At 68.4% G+C, this 17,407-nt stretch carries 14 protein-coding genes; 4 read left to right on the forward strand and 10 right to left on the reverse strand.

Features of this window, described 5'->3' with window-relative positions:
* Positions 1-91: 91 nt before the first annotated feature.
* The 3 genes from SPHME3_RS0106915 to SPHME3_RS0106925 are packed head-to-tail and all read right to left on the reverse strand — an operon-like array spanning position 92 to position 3,274.
* The gene (locus tag SPHME3_RS0106915) at positions 92-1,237 is read right to left on the reverse strand and encodes an acyl-CoA dehydrogenase family protein (RefSeq protein WP_018250639.1); all 1,146 of its coding nucleotides are present in this window, start codon (positions 1,235-1,237) and stop codon (positions 92-94) included.
* A 7-nt stretch (positions 1,238-1,244) separates the two neighbouring features.
* Positions 1,245-1,772: a hypothetical protein gene (locus tag SPHME3_RS0106920; RefSeq protein ID WP_020486595.1), complete on the reverse strand. Its 528-nt coding sequence runs from the start codon at positions 1,770-1,772 to the stop codon at positions 1,245-1,247.
* Between the two features lie 5 nt (positions 1,773-1,777).
* Entirely contained in the window at positions 1,778-3,274 is a 1,497-nt protein-coding gene (locus tag SPHME3_RS0106925; protein ID WP_017979948.1) for a CoA-acylating methylmalonate-semialdehyde dehydrogenase, read from the reverse strand.
* An 80-nt stretch (positions 3,275-3,354) separates the two neighbouring features.
* Between SPHME3_RS0106925 and SPHME3_RS0106930 the strand changes: the two genes are divergently transcribed.
* Entirely contained in the window at positions 3,355-4,239 is an 885-nt protein-coding gene (locus SPHME3_RS0106930) for a LysR family transcriptional regulator (RefSeq protein WP_017979947.1), read from the forward strand.
* A 153-nt stretch (positions 4,240-4,392) separates the two neighbouring features.
* On the opposite strand, the gene gyrB is transcribed toward SPHME3_RS0106930, so the two are convergent.
* The 4 genes from gyrB to SPHME3_RS0106950 all read right to left on the reverse strand — a co-directional run bounded on the left by gyrB (position 4,393) and on the right by SPHME3_RS0106950 (position 9,852).
* Positions 4,393-6,888 carry a DNA topoisomerase (ATP-hydrolyzing) subunit B gene (gyrB, locus tag SPHME3_RS0106935; protein ID WP_017979946.1) on the reverse strand — a complete coding sequence of 832 codons (2,496 nt, stop codon included), beginning with the start codon at positions 6,886-6,888 and terminating at the stop codon, positions 4,393-4,395.
* Positions 6,889-7,099: 211 nt separating this feature from the next.
* Positions 7,100-7,867 carry an OmpA family protein gene (locus SPHME3_RS0106940; protein ID WP_018250640.1) on the reverse strand — a complete coding sequence of 256 codons (768 nt, stop codon included), beginning with the start codon at positions 7,865-7,867 and terminating at the stop codon, positions 7,100-7,102.
* A gap of 116 nt (positions 7,868-7,983) precedes the next feature.
* Positions 7,984-9,039, reverse strand: coding sequence for a DNA replication/repair protein RecF (gene recF, locus SPHME3_RS0106945; protein ID WP_017979944.1), 1,056 nt, complete (start codon positions 9,037-9,039; stop codon positions 7,984-7,986).
* A gap of 30 nt (positions 9,040-9,069) precedes the next feature.
* Positions 9,070-9,852 (reverse strand): Coq4 family protein, encoded by a 783-nt coding sequence (locus SPHME3_RS0106950; RefSeq protein WP_017979943.1) that lies wholly within the window; start codon positions 9,850-9,852, stop codon positions 9,070-9,072.
* A 167-nt stretch (positions 9,853-10,019) separates the two neighbouring features.
* Here SPHME3_RS0106950 and SPHME3_RS0106955 point away from each other — a divergent pair, with 167 nt between their 5' ends.
* Both SPHME3_RS0106955 and SPHME3_RS0106960 read left to right on the forward strand, forming a co-directional pair.
* Complete coding sequence (locus SPHME3_RS0106955) at positions 10,020-10,472, forward strand: hypothetical protein (RefSeq protein WP_017979942.1); 453 nt, start codon at positions 10,020-10,022, stop codon at positions 10,470-10,472.
* A gap of 63 nt (positions 10,473-10,535) precedes the next feature.
* Positions 10,536-10,934, forward strand: coding sequence for a glycine zipper 2TM domain-containing protein (locus tag SPHME3_RS0106960; RefSeq protein ID WP_024310365.1), 399 nt, complete (start codon positions 10,536-10,538; stop codon positions 10,932-10,934).
* A gap of 54 nt (positions 10,935-10,988) precedes the next feature.
* Here SPHME3_RS0106960 and SPHME3_RS21295 read toward each other — a convergent pair whose 3' ends face one another.
* Complete coding sequence (locus SPHME3_RS21295; RefSeq protein ID WP_017979940.1) at positions 10,989-11,162, reverse strand: hypothetical protein; 174 nt, start codon at positions 11,160-11,162, stop codon at positions 10,989-10,991.
* A gap of 113 nt (positions 11,163-11,275) precedes the next feature.
* On the opposite strand from SPHME3_RS21295, the gene SPHME3_RS0106970 reads away from it, so the two are divergent.
* On the forward strand, positions 11,276-13,177 hold the full coding sequence (locus SPHME3_RS0106970) for a S9 family peptidase (RefSeq protein WP_017979939.1): 1,902 nt from the start codon (positions 11,276-11,278) through the stop codon (positions 13,175-13,177).
* A 4-nt stretch (positions 13,178-13,181) separates the two neighbouring features.
* On the opposite strand, the gene SPHME3_RS0106975 is transcribed toward SPHME3_RS0106970, so the two are convergent.
* Positions 13,182-14,225: a cell wall hydrolase gene (locus tag SPHME3_RS0106975; RefSeq protein ID WP_017979938.1), complete on the reverse strand. Its 1,044-nt coding sequence runs from the start codon at positions 14,223-14,225 to the stop codon at positions 13,182-13,184.
* Positions 14,226-14,436: 211 nt separating this feature from the next.
* Complete coding sequence (locus SPHME3_RS0106980) at positions 14,437-17,268, reverse strand: M16 family metallopeptidase (protein ID WP_018250642.1); 2,832 nt, start codon at positions 17,266-17,268, stop codon at positions 14,437-14,439.
* Positions 17,269-17,407: the final 139 nt, after the last annotated feature.

Below are 17,407 nucleotides of genomic sequence, written 5' to 3' on the forward strand. Positions count from 1 at the left end.
TGTGCCGTTCGGCCTGAGCTTGTCGAAGGCCCTGAGACTCACCTGTGCTTCGACAGGCTCAGCACGAACGGTCGGATGGTGTTCTGTTGTCTTACTGCCGCAGCAGGTCGCGGCCGACGATCATGCGCATGACCTGATTGGTCCCCTCCAGGATCGAATGGACGCGCAGGTCGCGCCAGAAGCGCTCGATCGGATAGTCCTTGAGGTAGCCATAGCCGCCGTGGAGCTGAAGCGCCGCGTCGACGATCGCCGAGCCGTTGTCGGTCGCCAGCCGCTTGGCCATCGCCGAGAAGCGCGACTTGTCGGGGGCGTTGGCGGTCACCTTGGCGGCGGCGAGGTAGAGCAGCGCGCGCGCCGCTTCGAGGTCGGTCGCCATGTCGGCGAGCGTAAACTGTGTGTTCTGAAACTCCGCAACCGGCTGGCCGAACTGCTGGCGTTCCTTGGTGTAGCGGATCGCCTCGTCGAGGCAGCGCTGCGCGCCGCCCAGCGAGCAGGCACCGATGTTGAGCCGGCCGCCGTCGAGGCCCGCCATGGCGATCTTGAACCCCTCACCCTCGCCGCCGACCAGATTGGCGGCCGGCACGCGGCAATCCTCGAAGATCACCTGCGCTGTGGGGGAGGCGTTCCAGCCAAGCTTCTTCTCGGGCGCGCCGAACGACAGGCCGGGCGTGTCCTTCTCAACGACGAGCGCGCTGATCCCCCGGCTCTTTTCCTCACCCGTGCGGACCATGACGACATAGACGTCGTTATAGCCGGCGCCCGAGATGAACTGCTTGGTGCCGTTCAGCACAAAATCGTCGCCGTCGCGGCGGGCGCTCGTCTTCAGCGCGGCGGCGTCGGAGCCTGAACCCGGCTCGGTCAGGCAATAGCTGGCGATCTTTTCCATGCTGACGAGATCGGGCAGGAATCGCGCCTTCAGCTCGGCCGATCCGAAGCGGTCGATCATCCACGCCGCCATATTGTGGATCGAGATGAACGCGGATGTGGCGGGGCAGCCATAGGCCATCGCCTCCATGATCAGCGCCGCCTCCAGCCTCCCGAGCGCGATCCCGCCCGATTCCTCGCTGACGTAGATCGAGCCGAAGCCGAGGTCGCCCGCCGCCTTCCAGACGTCGACGGGATAATGGTGCGTCTCGTCCCATTCCGCTGCGAACGGCGTGATCCGATCGGCGGTGAAGCGGCGCGCGAGATCCTGAATCTCACGCTGGTCTGCGGTCAGGTCGAACTGGTCGGTCATGATGGTCCTAGGCCGGGCAGCGGCTGTAGCGGTCGGTGGTGGCACGATCGGCGGGGCTTTTCACCACGCGGACCAGCGTCTTGCCGTTGTCGAGCAGGGTGAGCGTGGTGGGTTCGCTCCACGTCATGCCTTCGCCGCTCATCGGCAGGTCGAAGGCGATCTGGTCGGCCTGGGTGCGCGTGATCGTCTTGGCGTTGCCGCGCGATTCGAAGAAGGACAATGTATTGCCGGTAATGGTCAGCTTGCCCTTGTCGGCGCCGGTCGACGGATCGCAATCGCCGGCGTTGACGCCCCAGCGGCCCTGGAACCCTTGCGGGATCGTGGTCAGCGCCACGGGCGATGCGGTGGGCAGCGGCACCGGCGCCGCCTGGTTGCCCGGCGCCTCGAGCGGCACGACCATGTTCTGCGGATCGTCGGTCAGGTTGGACGGCGTCGGCTCGACCGCGGCGCTGCCGCCCGACTGATTGTCGAGGTTCTCGCCACCCGAACAGGCGGCGAGAGTCAGCGCGGTGGCGAGGATCAGTGTCGTACGCATTGTCTTCATCCCATGGTGGGAATGACGAACGCATTGCCGCCCTCGACCGCTCCATCGGGCCAGCGCTGCGTCACCGTCTTTACCTTGGTCCAGAATTTGACGCCCTCCATGCCATGCTGGTTGGTGTCGCCGAACGCGCTGCGCTTCCAGCCGCCGAAGGTGTGATAGGCTACGGGCACCGGGATCGGCACGTTGATGCCGACCATGCCGACGTTGACGCGCGCGGCGAATTCGCGCGCGGCATGGCCGTTGCGGGTGAAGATCGCGACGCCGTTGCCGTACTGGTGTTCGCTGGGCAGGCGCACCGCATCCTCGAAGCTCGCCGCGCGGACGATCTGGAGGACGGGGCCGAAGATTTCCTCCTTATAGGCCGACATGTCGGGCGTGACGCGGTCGAACAAAGTCGGGCCGACGAAGAAGCCGTCCTCATGTCCCTGCAGCGTGAAGCCGCGGCCATCGACGACCAGCTCGGCGCCTTCGTCGACGCCGGTCTGGATCCAGTTTTCGACGCGCTGCTTGTGCGCGGCGTTCACCACCGGGCCGTAATGCGCCTCGGCATCGGTCGAGACGCCGACGCGCAGGGCCTCGATCGCCGGGATCAGCTTTTCGCGCAGTGCATCCGCCGTCTTGTCACCCACCGGCACCACCACCGGCAGCGCCATGCACCGCTCGCCTGCCGAGCCGAAGGCCGCGCCGGACAGATCGGCGACGACCTGGTCCAGATCGGCGTCGGGCATGACGATGCCGTGGTTCTTCGCGCCGCCCATCGCCTGGACGCGCTTGCCCGCCTCGACACCACGGCGGTAGACATAGTGCGCGATATCGGACGAGCCGACGAAGCTGACCGCGCTGATCGCGGGGTGATCGAGGATCGCGTCGACCATCGCCTTGTCGCCGTGGACGACCTGCAGAATGCCCTCGGGCGCACCCGCTTCCAGCATCAGTTCGGCGAGGCGGACGGGCACCGACGGATCGCGTTCGCTCGGCTTCAGGATGAAGGCGTTACCGGAGGCGATCGCGACGCCGAACATCCACATCGGGATCATCGCCGGGAAGTTGAACGGCGTGATGCCGGCGCCGATGCCGAGCGGCTGGCGCATCGAATAGACGTCGATGCCGGGGCCGGCGCCCTGTGTGTACTCGCCCTTCAGCACGTGGGGGATGCCGCAGCAGAATTCGATGACTTCGAGGCCACGCTGGATGTCGCCCTTGGCATCGGCGATCACCTTGCCGTGTTCGGAGCTGAGCAGGTGGGCGAGCGCGTCCATGTTCGCCTCGACCAGTTCCTTGAAGCGGAACATGACGCGGGCGCGGCGCTGCGGATTGGTCGCCGCCCAGCCGGGCTGCGCCTTTTGCGCGGCGGCGATGGCACGGTCGAGGTCGGCCTGCTCGCCGAGCGCGACGCGAGCCTGCACGCTACCGCTATTGGGATCGAATACGTCGCCGTGGCGCGTGGCGGTGCCGCCGGCATGGCCGACGATGAAATGGTCGATGTCGCGCATGATGCCTCTCCGTTTGTGTATAGGATCGGCCTGCGCAGGATTGCAGGCAAGGGCGTAAAGTGCGACCCATAGCTGCAATTATGCAGCCGCGTTGGGATGACCTTCAGGATTTTCTGCGCGTCGCCCGCGCCGGCCAGATCGCGCGTGCGGCGGCTGCAGCAGGGGTCGATGCGACGACGCTGGCGCGGCACCTTCGCCGGCTGGAGGGCGCGCTCGGCCAGACGTTGTTTGAGCAGTCGCGGGAGGGGCAGGTGCTGACCGCGGCGGGGGAGGCGCTGCTGGTCGCGGTGGAGGCGATGGGGCAGGCGGCGGCAGGGATCGTGCCGACCGACGACGATCCCGACCGCCTGTCCGGGGTGCTGCGGGTGAGCGTATCGGAAGGGTTCGGCACGTGGTTCGTGGCACATCACCTGCCCGATTTCACCGCGCGCCATCCCGACCTGACGATCGACCTCGTCGCGTCGAGCGGTTTCCTCAATCCATCGCGGCGTGAGGCGGATGTCGCCATCCTGCTCGCCCGGCCGCAAACCGGGCCGCTCGTCAGCAGCAAGCTGACCGATTACACCTTGGGGCTATATGCCGGCGAGCTGTATGCCGCCCGCCACGCGCTGCCGACGACTGCGGCGGAGGTGCGCGACCATCCGCTGGTCGGCTACGTCCCCGATCTGCTGTACGCGCCCGAACTGCGCTATCTCGCCGAGATCGAGGAGGGGCTGTCCCCGCGTATCCGCAGCTCCAGCATCAACGGCCAATATCGGCTGATCGCCGCGGGGGCGGGGCTGGGGGTGCTGCCGCGCTTCATCGGCGACGCGGACAAGTCGCTCAGGCGCGTGCTGCCCGAGCGGACGATCCGCCGGTCGTTCTGGCTGGTGACGCACCAGGACACGCGTGGGGCGAAGCGGGTGCGCGCGTTTCGGGAGTGGCTGACCGCGCTGGTGACGGCGCAGCGGGGGCGGTTCGTATAGCCAAATCCTCCCCCGCCAGGGTGAGGTGGCGCGCCGAAGGCGCTACGGAGGGGGCGGATACGGCATGCGCCGCGTTCGCGGAAACGCCCCCTCCACCATTCGCTGCGCGAACGGTTCCCCTCCCCCGCTAAAGCGAGGGAGGAATTTGACGGATTACACGTCCAGGTTCGCGACGTTCAGCGCATTGTCCTGGATGAATTCGCGGCGCGGCTCCACGACTTCGCCCATCAGCTGGGTGAAGATCATGTCGGCGGCCGAGACGTCGTCGCTGGTGACGCGCAGCATGGTGCGGTTCGACGGGTCGAGCGTGGTTTCCCATAGCTGTTCCGCGTTCATTTCGCCCAGCCCCTTGTAGCGCTGGATCGCAAGGCCCTTACGGCCCGCCGCCAGGATTGCCTCAAGCAGCTGCGACGGCCGCGCGACCAGGCTTTCGCCGCGGCCGACGGTGGTGTTGACGCTGCCGATCTGGCCGTCTCCGTCAGCGACGGGGTCCGCCTCTACGGCGGCCGCGCCCTTGGCGGGGATCAGCTTGCCGGCATGGGCGAAGCTTTCCGCCTGTTCCGCGGCCAGACCGTGGAGCTTGCGCGCCTCGGCGCTGGCGATGAACGTCGCCTCGACGATGTGGTGGTCGGTGACGCCGCGCCACAGCCGTTCGAAGTGGATGCCGCCGTCCTCGGTCAGGCGCGCGGTCCACTTGGCTTCTTCATCGCCCGCGTCGAGCCGGCGCGTCACCTCCGCAACGGTCGCGGCGCGCTGGTCACGGGTGAAGGTCGGGTCGAGCGCACCGGCGAGCGCCAGCACCTCGATGATCCCGGCGTCGTATCGGCGCGGCACGTAGCGCATCAGCGTGCGCATACGGCGGGCATGGTCGACCAGATGCTTGAGGTCGGCCCCCGACCTCGGCCCGCCCGGCGCCTCGAACACCATCGAGGATGCGCCCGCCTCGACCAGATAATCGTCGAGTGCGGCATCGTCCTTCAGATACACTTCCGACCGTCCGCGCGTCGCCTTGTATAGCGGCGGCTGGGCGATGAAGAGGTGCCCACGTTCGATCAACTCGGGCATCTGGCGGTAGAAGAAGGTCAGCAGCAGCGTGCGGATATGCGCGCCGTCGACGTCTGCGTCGGTCATGATGACGATCTTGTGGTAGCGCAGCTTGTCGGCGTTGAAGTCGTCGCGGCCGATGCCGGTGCCCATCGCCTGGATCAGCGTGCCGATTTCCTTCGACGAGATCATCCGATCGAAACGCGCACGTTCGGTGTTGAGGATCTTGCCGCGGAGGGGCAGGATCGCCTGGAAGTGGCGATCACGGCCCTGCTTTGCCGATCCACCTGCCGAATCGCCCTCAACGAGGAACAGTTCGGACTTGGCGGGGTCCTTCTCCTGACAATCGGCGAGCTTGCCGGGCAGGCTGGCGATATCCATTACGCCCTTGCGGCGGGTCAATTCGCGCGCGCGCTTGGCCGCCTCACGTGCGGCGGCGGCGTCGATGATCTTGCCGACGATCGAACGGCCGTGCGCCGGATTCTCCTCCAGCCATTCCGCAAGCTTGTCTGCCATCAGGCTTTCGAGCGGCTGCCGCACTTCGGAGCTGACCAGCTTGTCCTTGGTCTGGCTGCTGAACTTGGGGTCGGGCAGCTTGACCGAGACGATCGCGGTCAGGCCTTCACGCATGTCGTCGCCGGTCAGCGTCACCTTCTCCTTTTTGAGAAGGCCCGACTTTTCGGCGTAATTGTTGAGCGTGCGGGTCAGCGCCGCGCGGAAGGCAGCGATATGCGTGCCGCCGTCGCGCTGGGGGATGTTGTTGGTGAAGGCGAGGACGTTCTCGTAATAGCTGTCGTTCCACTCCAGCGCCACGTCCATGCCGATCGCGTCGCGTTGGCCGTTGATCGCGATCGGTTCGGGGAAGAGCGGGGTCTTGGCGCGGTCGAGCCACTTCACGAACGCGGCGATGCCGCCCTCGTAATAGAGCTCCACCGTCTTCGGCTCGTCATGCCGCGCGTCGGTGAGGAACAGGCGCACGCCCGAATTGAGGAAGGCGAGCTCGCGATAGCGGTGCTCGAGCTTGTCGAAGTCGAATTCGGTGATCTTGAACGTGGCGGGCGAGGGCAGGAAGGTGACCCGCGTGCCCTTCTTGCCCTCCGACGGGCCGACGACCTTGAGCGGTGCGACCGCGTCGCCGTGCGCGAAGCGCATGTAATGCTCCTCGCCATCGCGCCAGATGGTGAGGTCGAGATATTCGGACAATGCGTTGACGACCGATACGCCGACGCCGTGCAGGCCGCCCGACACCTTGTACGCGTTGTCGTCACTGGTGTTTTCGAACTTACCACCGGCGTGGAGCTGGGTCATGATGACCTCGGCCGCCGATACGCCCTCTTCGGGGTGGATGCCGGTCGGGATGCCGCGGCCGTTATCGGTCACGCTGACCGATCCGTCGGCGTTCAACTGAATATCGATCCGGTCGCAATGGCCGGCGAGCGCTTCGTCGATCGCATTGTCGCTGACCTCGAACACCATGTGGTGGAGGCCCGATCCGTCGTCGGTGTCGCCGATATACATGCCCGGCCGCTTGCGCACCGCGTCCAGGCCCTTCAGCACCTTGATCGACGAGGCGCCGTATTCGTTCGCATTCTGGGGTTCTGCCATCGTGCCGATATAGGGGCGGGACGGCTGTAACGAAAGCGAAATGGGGTGGGCAAGGTCCTCCCCCGCAAGGGGGAGGGCGACCATTCGGCGTGAGCCGAATGGTGGAGGGGGCGGGCGGCGGTCACGCTTACCGATTGAGCTCTACCCTTTCCTCCCCCTCCGTCAGCGCTGAGCGCTGCCACCTCCCCCTGGCGGGGGAGGAACTGGCCGATCAATAGCGCGCGAATTCGGTCGCGCGGCGGCCGAGCAGCGTTACTTCGACGCGGCGGTTCTGGCGCATGCCGGCAGCGGTGGCGTTGGTCGCGACGGGATCGCGCTCGCCATGGCCGACCACGCTGAAGCGGGCGCGCGTCACGCCCATCGCGTCAAAGGCGGCGCGGACGCTGGCGGCGCGGCGTTCCGACAGATCCTGGTTGTGGGCATCGGTGCCGCGCGAATCGGTGTAGCCGTCGATCGCGACGCGGACGCCCGGATTATCGCGCAGGTAGCGTGCGAGGGGACGCAGCTTCTCGATCGCGCCGGGACGCAGACGATCGCTGTCGGTGGCGAACAGCACGTCTTCGGACAGCGTCAGCGTCGCGCCGCGCGGCGTCTGGCGGAAGCCGTAGTCATGCATCGCGCGGCGATCCCAGCCGGGGGCGAGCACCTCGCGCGTCTCGACCACGACGGTACGGTCGCGCGCATCCCAGTCGAAGCGATCGCGGCGCGGGCCGGCGATCCGCAGAAAGGCGCCGTTGGCGTCGGCCGCCTCAGCGGGCGAGATGCGGCCGTCACGATTGCGGTCGAAATTGCGCATCACGAACGCGCGGCCGCGGGGCGTGTCGCGCAATTCGGGGATTAGGCCCTGCACGCCCGCGCCGATCAGGCGATAGGGGCGATCGCCCGGTCGGCCGCCGCTCCAGTCCCAGCGGTCCTGCGCCAGAGCCGGGGTGGCGATACCGGCGGCCAGCATGGCGGCGATGATGATGGATTTGCTCATGATACTCTCCATTGGCCCCACGCCCGATGGCGAGCCGAATGGCCGATGTGGCTTGAACGTTCCGTGAGCCGCGCCGACAGCCGGGGTTCAGCCGCGCATGCGCCTCCGAGGGCCGCTCAGCCGAGCGCGATGCGCGTCGCCTCTGCGCCGATCGCGGCGAACAGCGCGGGCTCCGTGCCGGTCATCCACACCTGCCCATGGCTCGCGAGCCGTTCGAACAGTGCGGCACGGCGAAGGGGGTCGAGGTGAGCCGCCACCTCGTCGAGCAGCAGGATCGGCGCATGGCCGGTGCGGCTGGCGACCAGTTCGGCATGCGCGAGGACGATGCCGAGCAGCAGCGCCTTCTGTTCGCCGGTGGAGGCAAGCGCCGCGGCCTGTCCCTTGCCAAGATGTGTCACCGCAAGGTCGGCGCGATGGGGCCCGGCAAGCGCGCGGCCGGCCGCCGCATCGCGGGCGCGGCCGCTTCGCAGATCGGCAAGCAGCGCGTCGGCGGTGCCGCTCCACCCCTCCAGCAGCAGCGCCGCGCGCGCGAACGGCCCGTCGGGCTGCTCCGCCAGCCGCTCGCCGAGCGCCGCTACCGTCTCACGCCGCGCGGCATCGACCGCCGCGCCATGCTGCGCCATCTGCGCCTCGAGTGCGGAGAGCCATTGCGGATCGGCCGGCTCGTCCGCCGTCAACAGCCGGGTGCGGGCGCGCATCGCGGCGTCGTAGCGCGCGGCATGTTGCGCATGCGCCGGCACCAGCGCCAGCGTCAGCCGGTCGAGGAAGCGGCGCCGCTCGCCCGCCGGCTCGACGAACAGCCGGTCCATCGCGGGGGTGAGCCACAGGACGGTCAGCCATTCGGCCAGCGTATTGGCGGTCGCGGCGGCGCCCTGGATGCGCAGCTGGCGCCGTTCGGGCGCCGCCGCCAGCGTGCCGGTCGCGATCTCGACATCGCCATCGGGCAGCGCCAGCGTCGCCGCGATGCCGAATCCGCCCGGCCCGTGCTGCCGCTGCATCGCCGACAGCGACGCGCGGCGCAGGCCGCGGCCGGGGGACAGAAGCGACACCGCTTCCAGCACGTTGGTCTTGCCCGCGCCATTCTCTCCGGTCAGCACGACGAAGCCGGGGGCGGGCGCCAGCACCAGCTCCGCATGGTTGCGGAAATCGGTGAGGATCAGGCGCGACAGCATCGCGGTCGCGCCTAGCAGGTTCTGAAGCGCTTAGGCGAGCGCGGCTTGCGCCCGCGCCTTTTGCGTGGAGGCGTAGGAGGCGAGTTGCGGCCCCAGCGCGACCTGCGCATGGCGATAGATCACCGGATCGGCGATCCCCAGCCGCGCGCGCGCCGCGTCGAGCGGTTCGTGCATCAGCGCCTCATAATCCTCGCCCAGCAGCCACGCGGCGCGTTTGCCGTTGCGATAGCCTTCGCGCACCGCCTTCGCGAGCAGGGTGCCGCCGGTCTCGCGGATCGACTTCAACGCCGCGCCGGTGGCGATGAACGCCCAGCCGAGGCCCCGCGTCTGCGCGTAGGAGAAGGCGACGAGACAGGCCTCGCCCATCGTTTCGTCGGCCTTGTAACCGGTGAGGACGTGCCAGATGTCATGCACGTCGCGGGTGCGCCGCCCCATCCAGGCATAAGGGTGGATGACGTCGGTTTCGGACGGATCGAGCCGGCTGACTTGGACCAGTCCGTCGGCGGAATAGCCGGTGGTGTCGAGAAACTCGCGATAGGCGGCGCCCACCGTGCCGGGCGCGAAGCCGTTCACCCAGTCGCGGTCCGCAAAGCGGCGTGCCAGCTCGACCCGCTCATAGGCCATGCGGCCGCCCTCGGGCGTCGCGATCAGACGGGCATAGGCCTCTGCCGTGTCACCCACGTTCAGCGAACGCATGATGCGGAACACCTGGCCGGTGTCGTCGCCATTGGCGAGCAGCTTGCGCAACGCGCCGAAGGCGGTGCGCCAGTCGCGGCGGCCGGTCGTGCCGGGGAAGGGAGGAAGCTTGGCCATCGGACCGACTCCTTTACTGACAATGATGTCAGCATGGCGCGGAAGTCGTGGCTTGGCAAGCGGTTGCTGCACCGATGATGCGGCCGATCGCACATCGATCGGAACAAGCGGTCGCAGCCTGTGGTTGGTTGGATCTGAGATTGCGAGCAACGACGGGACGATATGCCATGGATTACAAGAAGATCGGCTTTGGGCTCGGGGCCTTTGCAGTGGGCGCGGCGGCCTGGACCGCCGGGACGGCACTGATCGGCCCGAAGGTCGGGGCACGGCGCGCGGCGTCCAACGACGACGAAGGCGCGGGCGCCGTGCCGGGCGACAGCACGACTAGCCCGATCGCGCCGCGCCCTGCGACGATGGCGGCGGCCCCGGTCGGCATGGCGGAGACCGACAAGCATTTCACCGAACGTGCCGGCAATCCCGCGGCCGAGCATGTGCCGACCGATCTGATGGGCGACACGCACCCCGGCAATGACAGCCGGGCGGCCGAACCCTTCCGTCCCGATCCCACCGCGGTGCCGACCGAGGATGAGAAAGAGGCGCTGCGCCCCGCCACCGGCCCCGCCCCGACACTGGTGGCTGATCGCGGCAGCGGCTTCAGCGAAGCGACCGGAGCGGCCTGATCGCGTGAAACCTTTCAGGGGGCCGGGACATTCTGGCCTCACTGCGGGGAACAGGAGGATGCAATGCGGACAGCGATTTTGGCGGTAATGGCGGCGGCGACGACGCTGGCGGGATGCGCGACCTATGGCGACGATCGCTATCGGAGCTATTCGGCCTATGACTATGACCGGGTCGATCCGAGCTATAACGGCTATTACGCCGATCGCTATTACGTCGATAATGCGCGCTATCGCGAACGCCGCCTGTCGTCGAACGATCGCATCTATCGCGGTCAGGATGGGCGCTATTATTGCCGTCGCAACGATGGCACGACCGGCCTGATCGTCGGCGCGGCCGCGGGCGGTACGCTTGGTGCGGCGATCGCGCCGGGTGGATCGGGCCTGCTTGGCGCGCTGCTTGGCGGCGCAGCGGGTGCGGCGCTGGGTCAGTCGGTCGACCGCAACAACGTGCGCTGCCGCTGATCGACGGCGGCTGACGCGACGAAGGGCGGCCTTGGCGGGCCGCCCTTTTTCGTGTCAGTCGTTCCCGAGCAATGAGGATTTCCGCGGGATCGTCTCGCCCTTGGGCTGTCCCTTGTCGAGCGTTTCGCTCGGCCGGCGTGCGTCGCCGTCGCGCTGATGCTCGGTCGACAGATTGGGCGCGCGCGTTTCGGTGGTGGGCGCGGTGGCGTCGTCAGACGAATGGGGCATGCTATCTCTCCTTATGCCGGCACGAACGGCCGGCGACAGGGCGCCGTTCCGCTTGCCGCGCCGCGCTCTTCGGTTAAGCATGGCGGGAATATCCTGCCTTGCCCGGAGTTCCGATGCGTCAGACCCTGTTCGCCGCCCTGCTCGCCACCGCCGTCGCTGCGCCTGCCGTCGCGCAGGGGCTTCACCAATATTACGGCCTCGCCATGGCCCCCGACGGCAGCCGTACCGCGACGATCGAAAGCAGCGGCGGCCACAACGTCATCACGCTGCGCAATGCGACCGACGGGCGCGTGCTGCGAACGATCGATCCCTGCGCGACCTGCGGCTATTCGGACCTGAGCTTCGCGCCCAATGGCGACCTCGTCTTCCTTGCGCGCGATCCGGCCAGCAAGGGCGTGATGCTAGACTATGCGAGCGGCACGGCGACGCGGACGATCGCGACCGTCCCCGGCATCGCGCAGACGCCGCGCGTCTCGCCCGACGGCAAGCGCATCGCGCTGCTGGTGACGCTGGGCGCCGAAAAGGAAGCGGGCGCGACGCAACCGGGCGTGCGCATGATCGGCGAGATCGGTGAGAAGAACGACGAACAGCGGCTCGCCGTGTTCGATGTCGCCAGCCCGTCGTCGACGGTGACGCCGCTGTCGCCGGCCGGCCGCTACGTCTACGAATATGACTGGACGCCCGACGGGCGCGGCTTCGTCGCGACGACGGCGCTGGGCAATGGCGACAACAATTGGTGGGTGGCGACGCTCGACGCGATCGACGCGCAGAGCGGCGCGGTCCGCTCGATCGCCAAGCCCGCGACGCAGATCAAGCATCCGCGCGTCTCGCCCGACGGCCGCACGGTGGCCTATATCGGCGGATTGATGAGCGATTACGGCTCGATCGGCGGCGACGTCTTCACCGTACCGCTCGCGGGCGGTACGCCGACCAACATCACCGCGGGCGCCAAGTCGACGGTGACGACGCTCGACTGGACTGCGGGCGGCCTGCGTACGGTGACGCTGGCGGGTGACGCGACGCAATTCGGCACGCTGGTGCCCGGCAAGCCCGTCGCCCCCGGTTTCGCCAAGCCTGCCACGGCCAGCGCCGGCGACGGCCGCGCCGCCTTCTCCGCGGACGGGCGCTCGGTCGCCGCGGTGGTGCAGGATTACGAACATGCGCCGGCGATCTACGCCGGGCCGATCGCCGCGGTACGGCAGGTCACGCACGACAATGACGCCGCGCCCGCACTGACCCGCGCGAAGAGCGTTAGCTGGAAGAACGAGGGCTACGACGTGCAGGGCTGGCTGCTCGCGCCGTTGAATGCGCCCACCGGCAAGGCGCCGATGATCACGATGGTCCACGGCGGCCCCTCGTCGGCGTCGGTGCCGGGCTATGTCACGCCCAATTCGATGAACGGCGCGCTGCTGAAGGCGGGCTATTATGTCTTCCTGCCCAATGCCCGCGGCAGCTTCGGTCAGGGCGAGGCGTTCACCGCCGCCAACAAGCGCGACTTCGGCGGCGGCGATCTGCGCGATATCCTCGCCGGGATCGACGCGGTGGAGCGCGTCGCGCCGATCGACGACAACCGGCTGGGGCTGGGCGGGTGCAGCTATGGCGGCTTCATGACGATGTGGGCGAACACCCAGACGAACCGGTTCAAGGGCATCGTCGCGGGCGCCGGCATTTCCAACTGGATCAGCTATTACGGCACCAACGGCATCGACCAGTGGATGCTGCCGTTCTTCGGCAAGTCGATGTACGACGACATGAAGGCCTATGAGGACGTGTCGGCGGTGTATCGCCTGAAGAGCGCGCAGACGCCGACGTTCATCTATGTCGGCGAGCGCGATATCGAGGTGCCGCCGACCCAGTCGGTCGAATGGTGGCACGCGCTGAAGGCCAAGGGCGTGCCGGTCAGCCTGGTGATCTATCCCGATGCCGGCCATTGCGTGACCGCGCCGGCGCAGGCCGCCGACGTACGCGCGCGGGCGATCGCGTGGTTCGACACATACGTGAAGAACGCCAAGTAAGGCGTCAGAGCAGGGGCTTGCCCGAATCCTTGAACCGGTCGAGCACCTGGGGTGCGGCGGGCAGGTTGTCGGTCGGGCGCGCCTTGTCCGGTGTGGCGGCGGGCGGAGCGATAGGGCTGCCGCTCGCCACATAGCCGGGCTGGACCTGCTCGGGCCGCGTCATCGGCGGCACCGGTGCGACGCTGGCAATCAGCGCCGGCGACGTCGCGACGGGCGGCGCGATCAGGGGCATGTGCGGGCCGGGGACCGGCTCGCCGCCACGATAGGGCGCGCTGAACGCGGCACTGGTGCCCCAATAGCCCTTCCACCGGTGAAACAGATGCGCGCCGACCACGTCGGTCATCACCAGGCTGCGGTTCCAGGCGGGGGTCACGGCATAGGTGTGGTAGTGCGTTGCCAGCCCGACCGGTGCGTAGACATAGCCGGCGAGCGCCATGCCGGCATGGCGTGCTGCCCTGATCCAGGCCGCCCGCGACGGCATCCGGGCCATGGCGCCGTCGCAGGCGAAGCTGAACTGGCAGCCTGACCGCTCGGACCCCTGATAGACGACGCCGCACACCGTGTGCGGGAAGGCGGGATGACGCACGCGGTTCAGGATCACCTGCGCCACGGCGAGCTGGCCGGCGTCGGGTTCGGACGCGGCCTCGTAATAGATGGCGGCGGTGAGGCATTCGAGCGCGCGGGCGCGATCGACGCTGGAGGCGGCTTTCGTGGAAAAGGGGGCCGCGGCGACCACGCCGGCATCGGCGCGCATCGCTGCAGCTGCGAGCGACGGCGAGACCGGCGTGGCGGGCAGCGCAATCGTACCGGTCACGCCCGGTGCGGGGGCGGCGCCGTCGCTCGCCGTCGACGCGACGGGCATGGCGACATCGGTGTAGAGCAGGGCAGCGCCGGGGAAATGATCCTCCGCCTCATAGCCGGCGGGAGCGGGCATCGGCGGCGGATCGCCTGCCCCATGCGCTACGATCGCCCGCCATGCGCCCTGTGCCGCGAGCAGCGCGAGGATACCGAGCCCGATGGCCACGAGCGCGATCCACGCCCGCGTCAACCTCCGGATCGTCTGCCTGCGGACCTGCATGCCGCCGCCATAGCGTAAGGCACGTGCTGCGTCCGCCATGGATTTCCGGACGTGCCGGACTGGTACGACGGGGCGGTGCGGTAGGACTTTTGGGACGGCGTCCCCGCGAATGCGTGACTGGAATATGTCTGGTTGACCAGATGGGCGGGGCAGACGTCGGCTGCCCCGCCCACCCGCGCTCTTACTTGAGCGTCGCGCTGTTCAGATTCAGCTCGCCCTCGGTCAGCGTTTCTGTGGCCGGACGCGCGGCCTTCAGCGGCGTGAGGAACTGCTTGGCGTCGCCCACCACGGCGACACTCGCCGCCTTGGGATCGAGCAGCGCGGCCGATGCCGCCTGCACCGCCGCCGGCGTCACCGCCTCCACCTTTGCAGTGTAGCGCTGCAATTCGGTCAGCGGCACGCCGTCGAGTACATATTCGCCGATGATTCCGGCGATCCCGTCGGTGGTCTCGACGCCACGGCCGAAATTGCCGACCAGCACCGCCTTGCGCGTCGACAGCTCCGCCTCGGGCACCGGCGTCGCGCCCATCCGCGCCATTTCGGCGGTCATCAGCGAGACGACCTCTGCCGCGGTCTGGTTCTTGGTCTGCGTCCGCGCCGCGATGCTGCCCGTGGTTCGTGCCGCATCGACGCTGCTGCCCGCGCCATACGCAAGGCCGCGCTTGATCCGCACCTCCTGGTTCAGCCGCGACGAGAAGCCGCCGCCCAGCACCGTGTTGGCGACCGCAAACGGATAATAACGCGGATCGGACCGCGGGATGGCGACGCGTTCGACGACGACGCCCGCCTGGCCCGCGCCCGGCATGTCGACGACGACGGTACGCGGTGCCGGCAGCGTGCCGACCGCCGGCAGTGGCGTCGGCGCGCCGGCCGGCGCACGCCAGCCGCCGAACTGCGCCTTGGCCAGCGCCTCTGCCTGTGCCCGCGTCACGTCGCCGACCAGGATCAGCGTCGCCTGATCGGGCCGCCATGTGCGCGCATAGGCGGCGGTGACGTCGGCGCGGGTGATCGCCTTCAGCGAGGCCGGCGTGCCCGATCCGGGCGCGCCATAAGGCGAGGCGCCGAAGGTCGCGCGATCGGCGACCAGCGCGGCGAGCTGCGCCGGGTTTTTCATCGCGACCTTCACCGCATCGACCTGCTGCGTCCGCGCACGCTCCAGTTCCTCGGGCGCGAAGACGGGATGCTGCGCCACGTCGGCGAGGATGTTGAGGGCCGGGGCCAGCTGGTCGGACTTTACCGTCACCTCGACGCTGCCGCCCTCGCTTGCCGCATTGGCGCCGATCGAGCCGCCCAGGCTTTCGACCTGGCGCGCGATCTCGGTCGCCGAGCGGGTCGTCGTGCCCTTGGTCATCAGATTGGCGGCGAGGCTGCTGACGCCCGAACGGTCTGCCGGATCGAGCGCCTGGCCGCCCGTGCCGACCAGATAGGCGGTGGCGATCGGCAGGTCGTGGCGCTCGACCGTGACGACGCGCAGGCCGTTGGCGAGCCGCGTCTCGACCGGCTGCGGCAAATTGGCGGAAACCGGTGCGCCGGGGGCGGGCGGCAGGATGCGCTGGCCTTCGGGCGCGGGCGTGACGATCGCGATGTCGGCAGGCGGGGTGAGCGCTTCGGTCTGCACGGTCGGCGCGACCGTGATCCTGTCGCCAGTCTGGCCGGCGGGCTTGGCGCTATCGGGCAGATAGCGGATCGTCGCGGACTGGGCGTCGCCCAGATACTGGCGTGCGACGCGCTGGACGTCGGCGGCGGTGACCTGCTGGATTGCGGCGAGCTGGCGATCGGCGGCACGGGGGTCGCCATCGATGATCACCGACGAGGCGAGCAGGCGCGCCTTGCCCTCCGCGGTTTCGCGGCTCTTGATCGCGGCGGTGACGATCTCGTTCTTCGCTTCGGCGAGTTCGGCGGCGCTGACCGGTGCGTCGCGGAACCGCGCGATCTCGCGCTTCAGCGCGGCCTCGCCCTGGTCCGCGGTCTTGCCGTCGGCCAGGATCGCATAGGCGACGAGGTTGCCCGTCCCCTGCTTGCTGTCGAGGAAGGACGAGGCATCCTGCGCCAGTTGGTCGCGGTAGACGAGGCTTTCGTACATCCGGCTGCTCTCGCCCGTCGACAGGATCGTGTTGAGCACGGTCAGCGCGGGAATGTCGGCGCTCCGGTCAGCGGGGACGTGCCAGGTCATGAGGACCGCCGGCAAAGGCGTGTTGGGTTCGTAGACGGTGTAGCTCACCGGCTTGGCGCGCATCGGCTCCTGCACCGTGACGCGCGGGATCGCCGTCGTCGGCCGGACGATCTTGCTGAAATAGCGATCGACCCAGGCGTCGAGCTGCTTGGGATCGAAATTGCCGGCGACGACCAGGATCGCATTGTCGGGGCGATAATAGGTGGCGTGGAAGGCGCGGACGTCGTCGATCGAGGCCGCTTCCAGATTCTCGATGCTGCCGATCGTCGAGCGCGCATAGGGGTGCGTCGTGTAGGATGCGGCCGACAGATAGGTGGAGAACAGCTTGCCATAGGGGCGGGCCAGCGTGGACTGGCGCAGCTCTTCCTTCACTACGTCGCGCTCGGATGCGAAGCTCTTGGGCTCGACCACCAGGCTCGCCATGCGATCGGCCTCGGCGAACAGCAGCCGCTGCAGATGGTTGGCGGGGACGACCTCGTAATAATTGGTGTAATCGTCGTTGGTCGACGCGTTGTTATAGCCGCCGACGTCCTCGGTCAGGCGGTCCATCTGTTCGGAGACGAGGTTGCGCGTCGCCTTGAACATGAGATGTTCGAACATGTGCGCGAAGCCCGACCGGCCCTTGGGATCGTCCTTCGACCCCACGTCATACCATACCTGCACCGCGACATTGGGCGTCGACGTATCGCGCAGCGCATAGACGCGCAGGCCGTTCGCCAGCGTGCGTTCGGTATAGGCGATCGGCTTGACGGCGGTCGCCACCGGCGCGGCGGTTTGCGCGGTGGCAGCGAGGGGGAGCAGCGCGGCCCCGAGCAGAAGGGCGGCACGAACGAGGCGCATGGGATGCTCCGGTTAGGACGGGATGATGCCGTCGGTTGAACCGGAGCTTGGGGACCGTGTCAATCGTACCGCTCGTCATCCCGGCGCACGCCGGGATCCATGGTTGCGAGCGGTCGTGAATGGTGCACAACCGATGAGG

The sequence above is a fragment of the Sphingomonas melonis DAPP-PG 224 genome, from assembly GCF_000379045.1.
In the GTDB taxonomy this organism is placed as follows: Bacteria; Pseudomonadota; Alphaproteobacteria; order Sphingomonadales; family Sphingomonadaceae; genus Sphingomonas; species Sphingomonas aquatilis.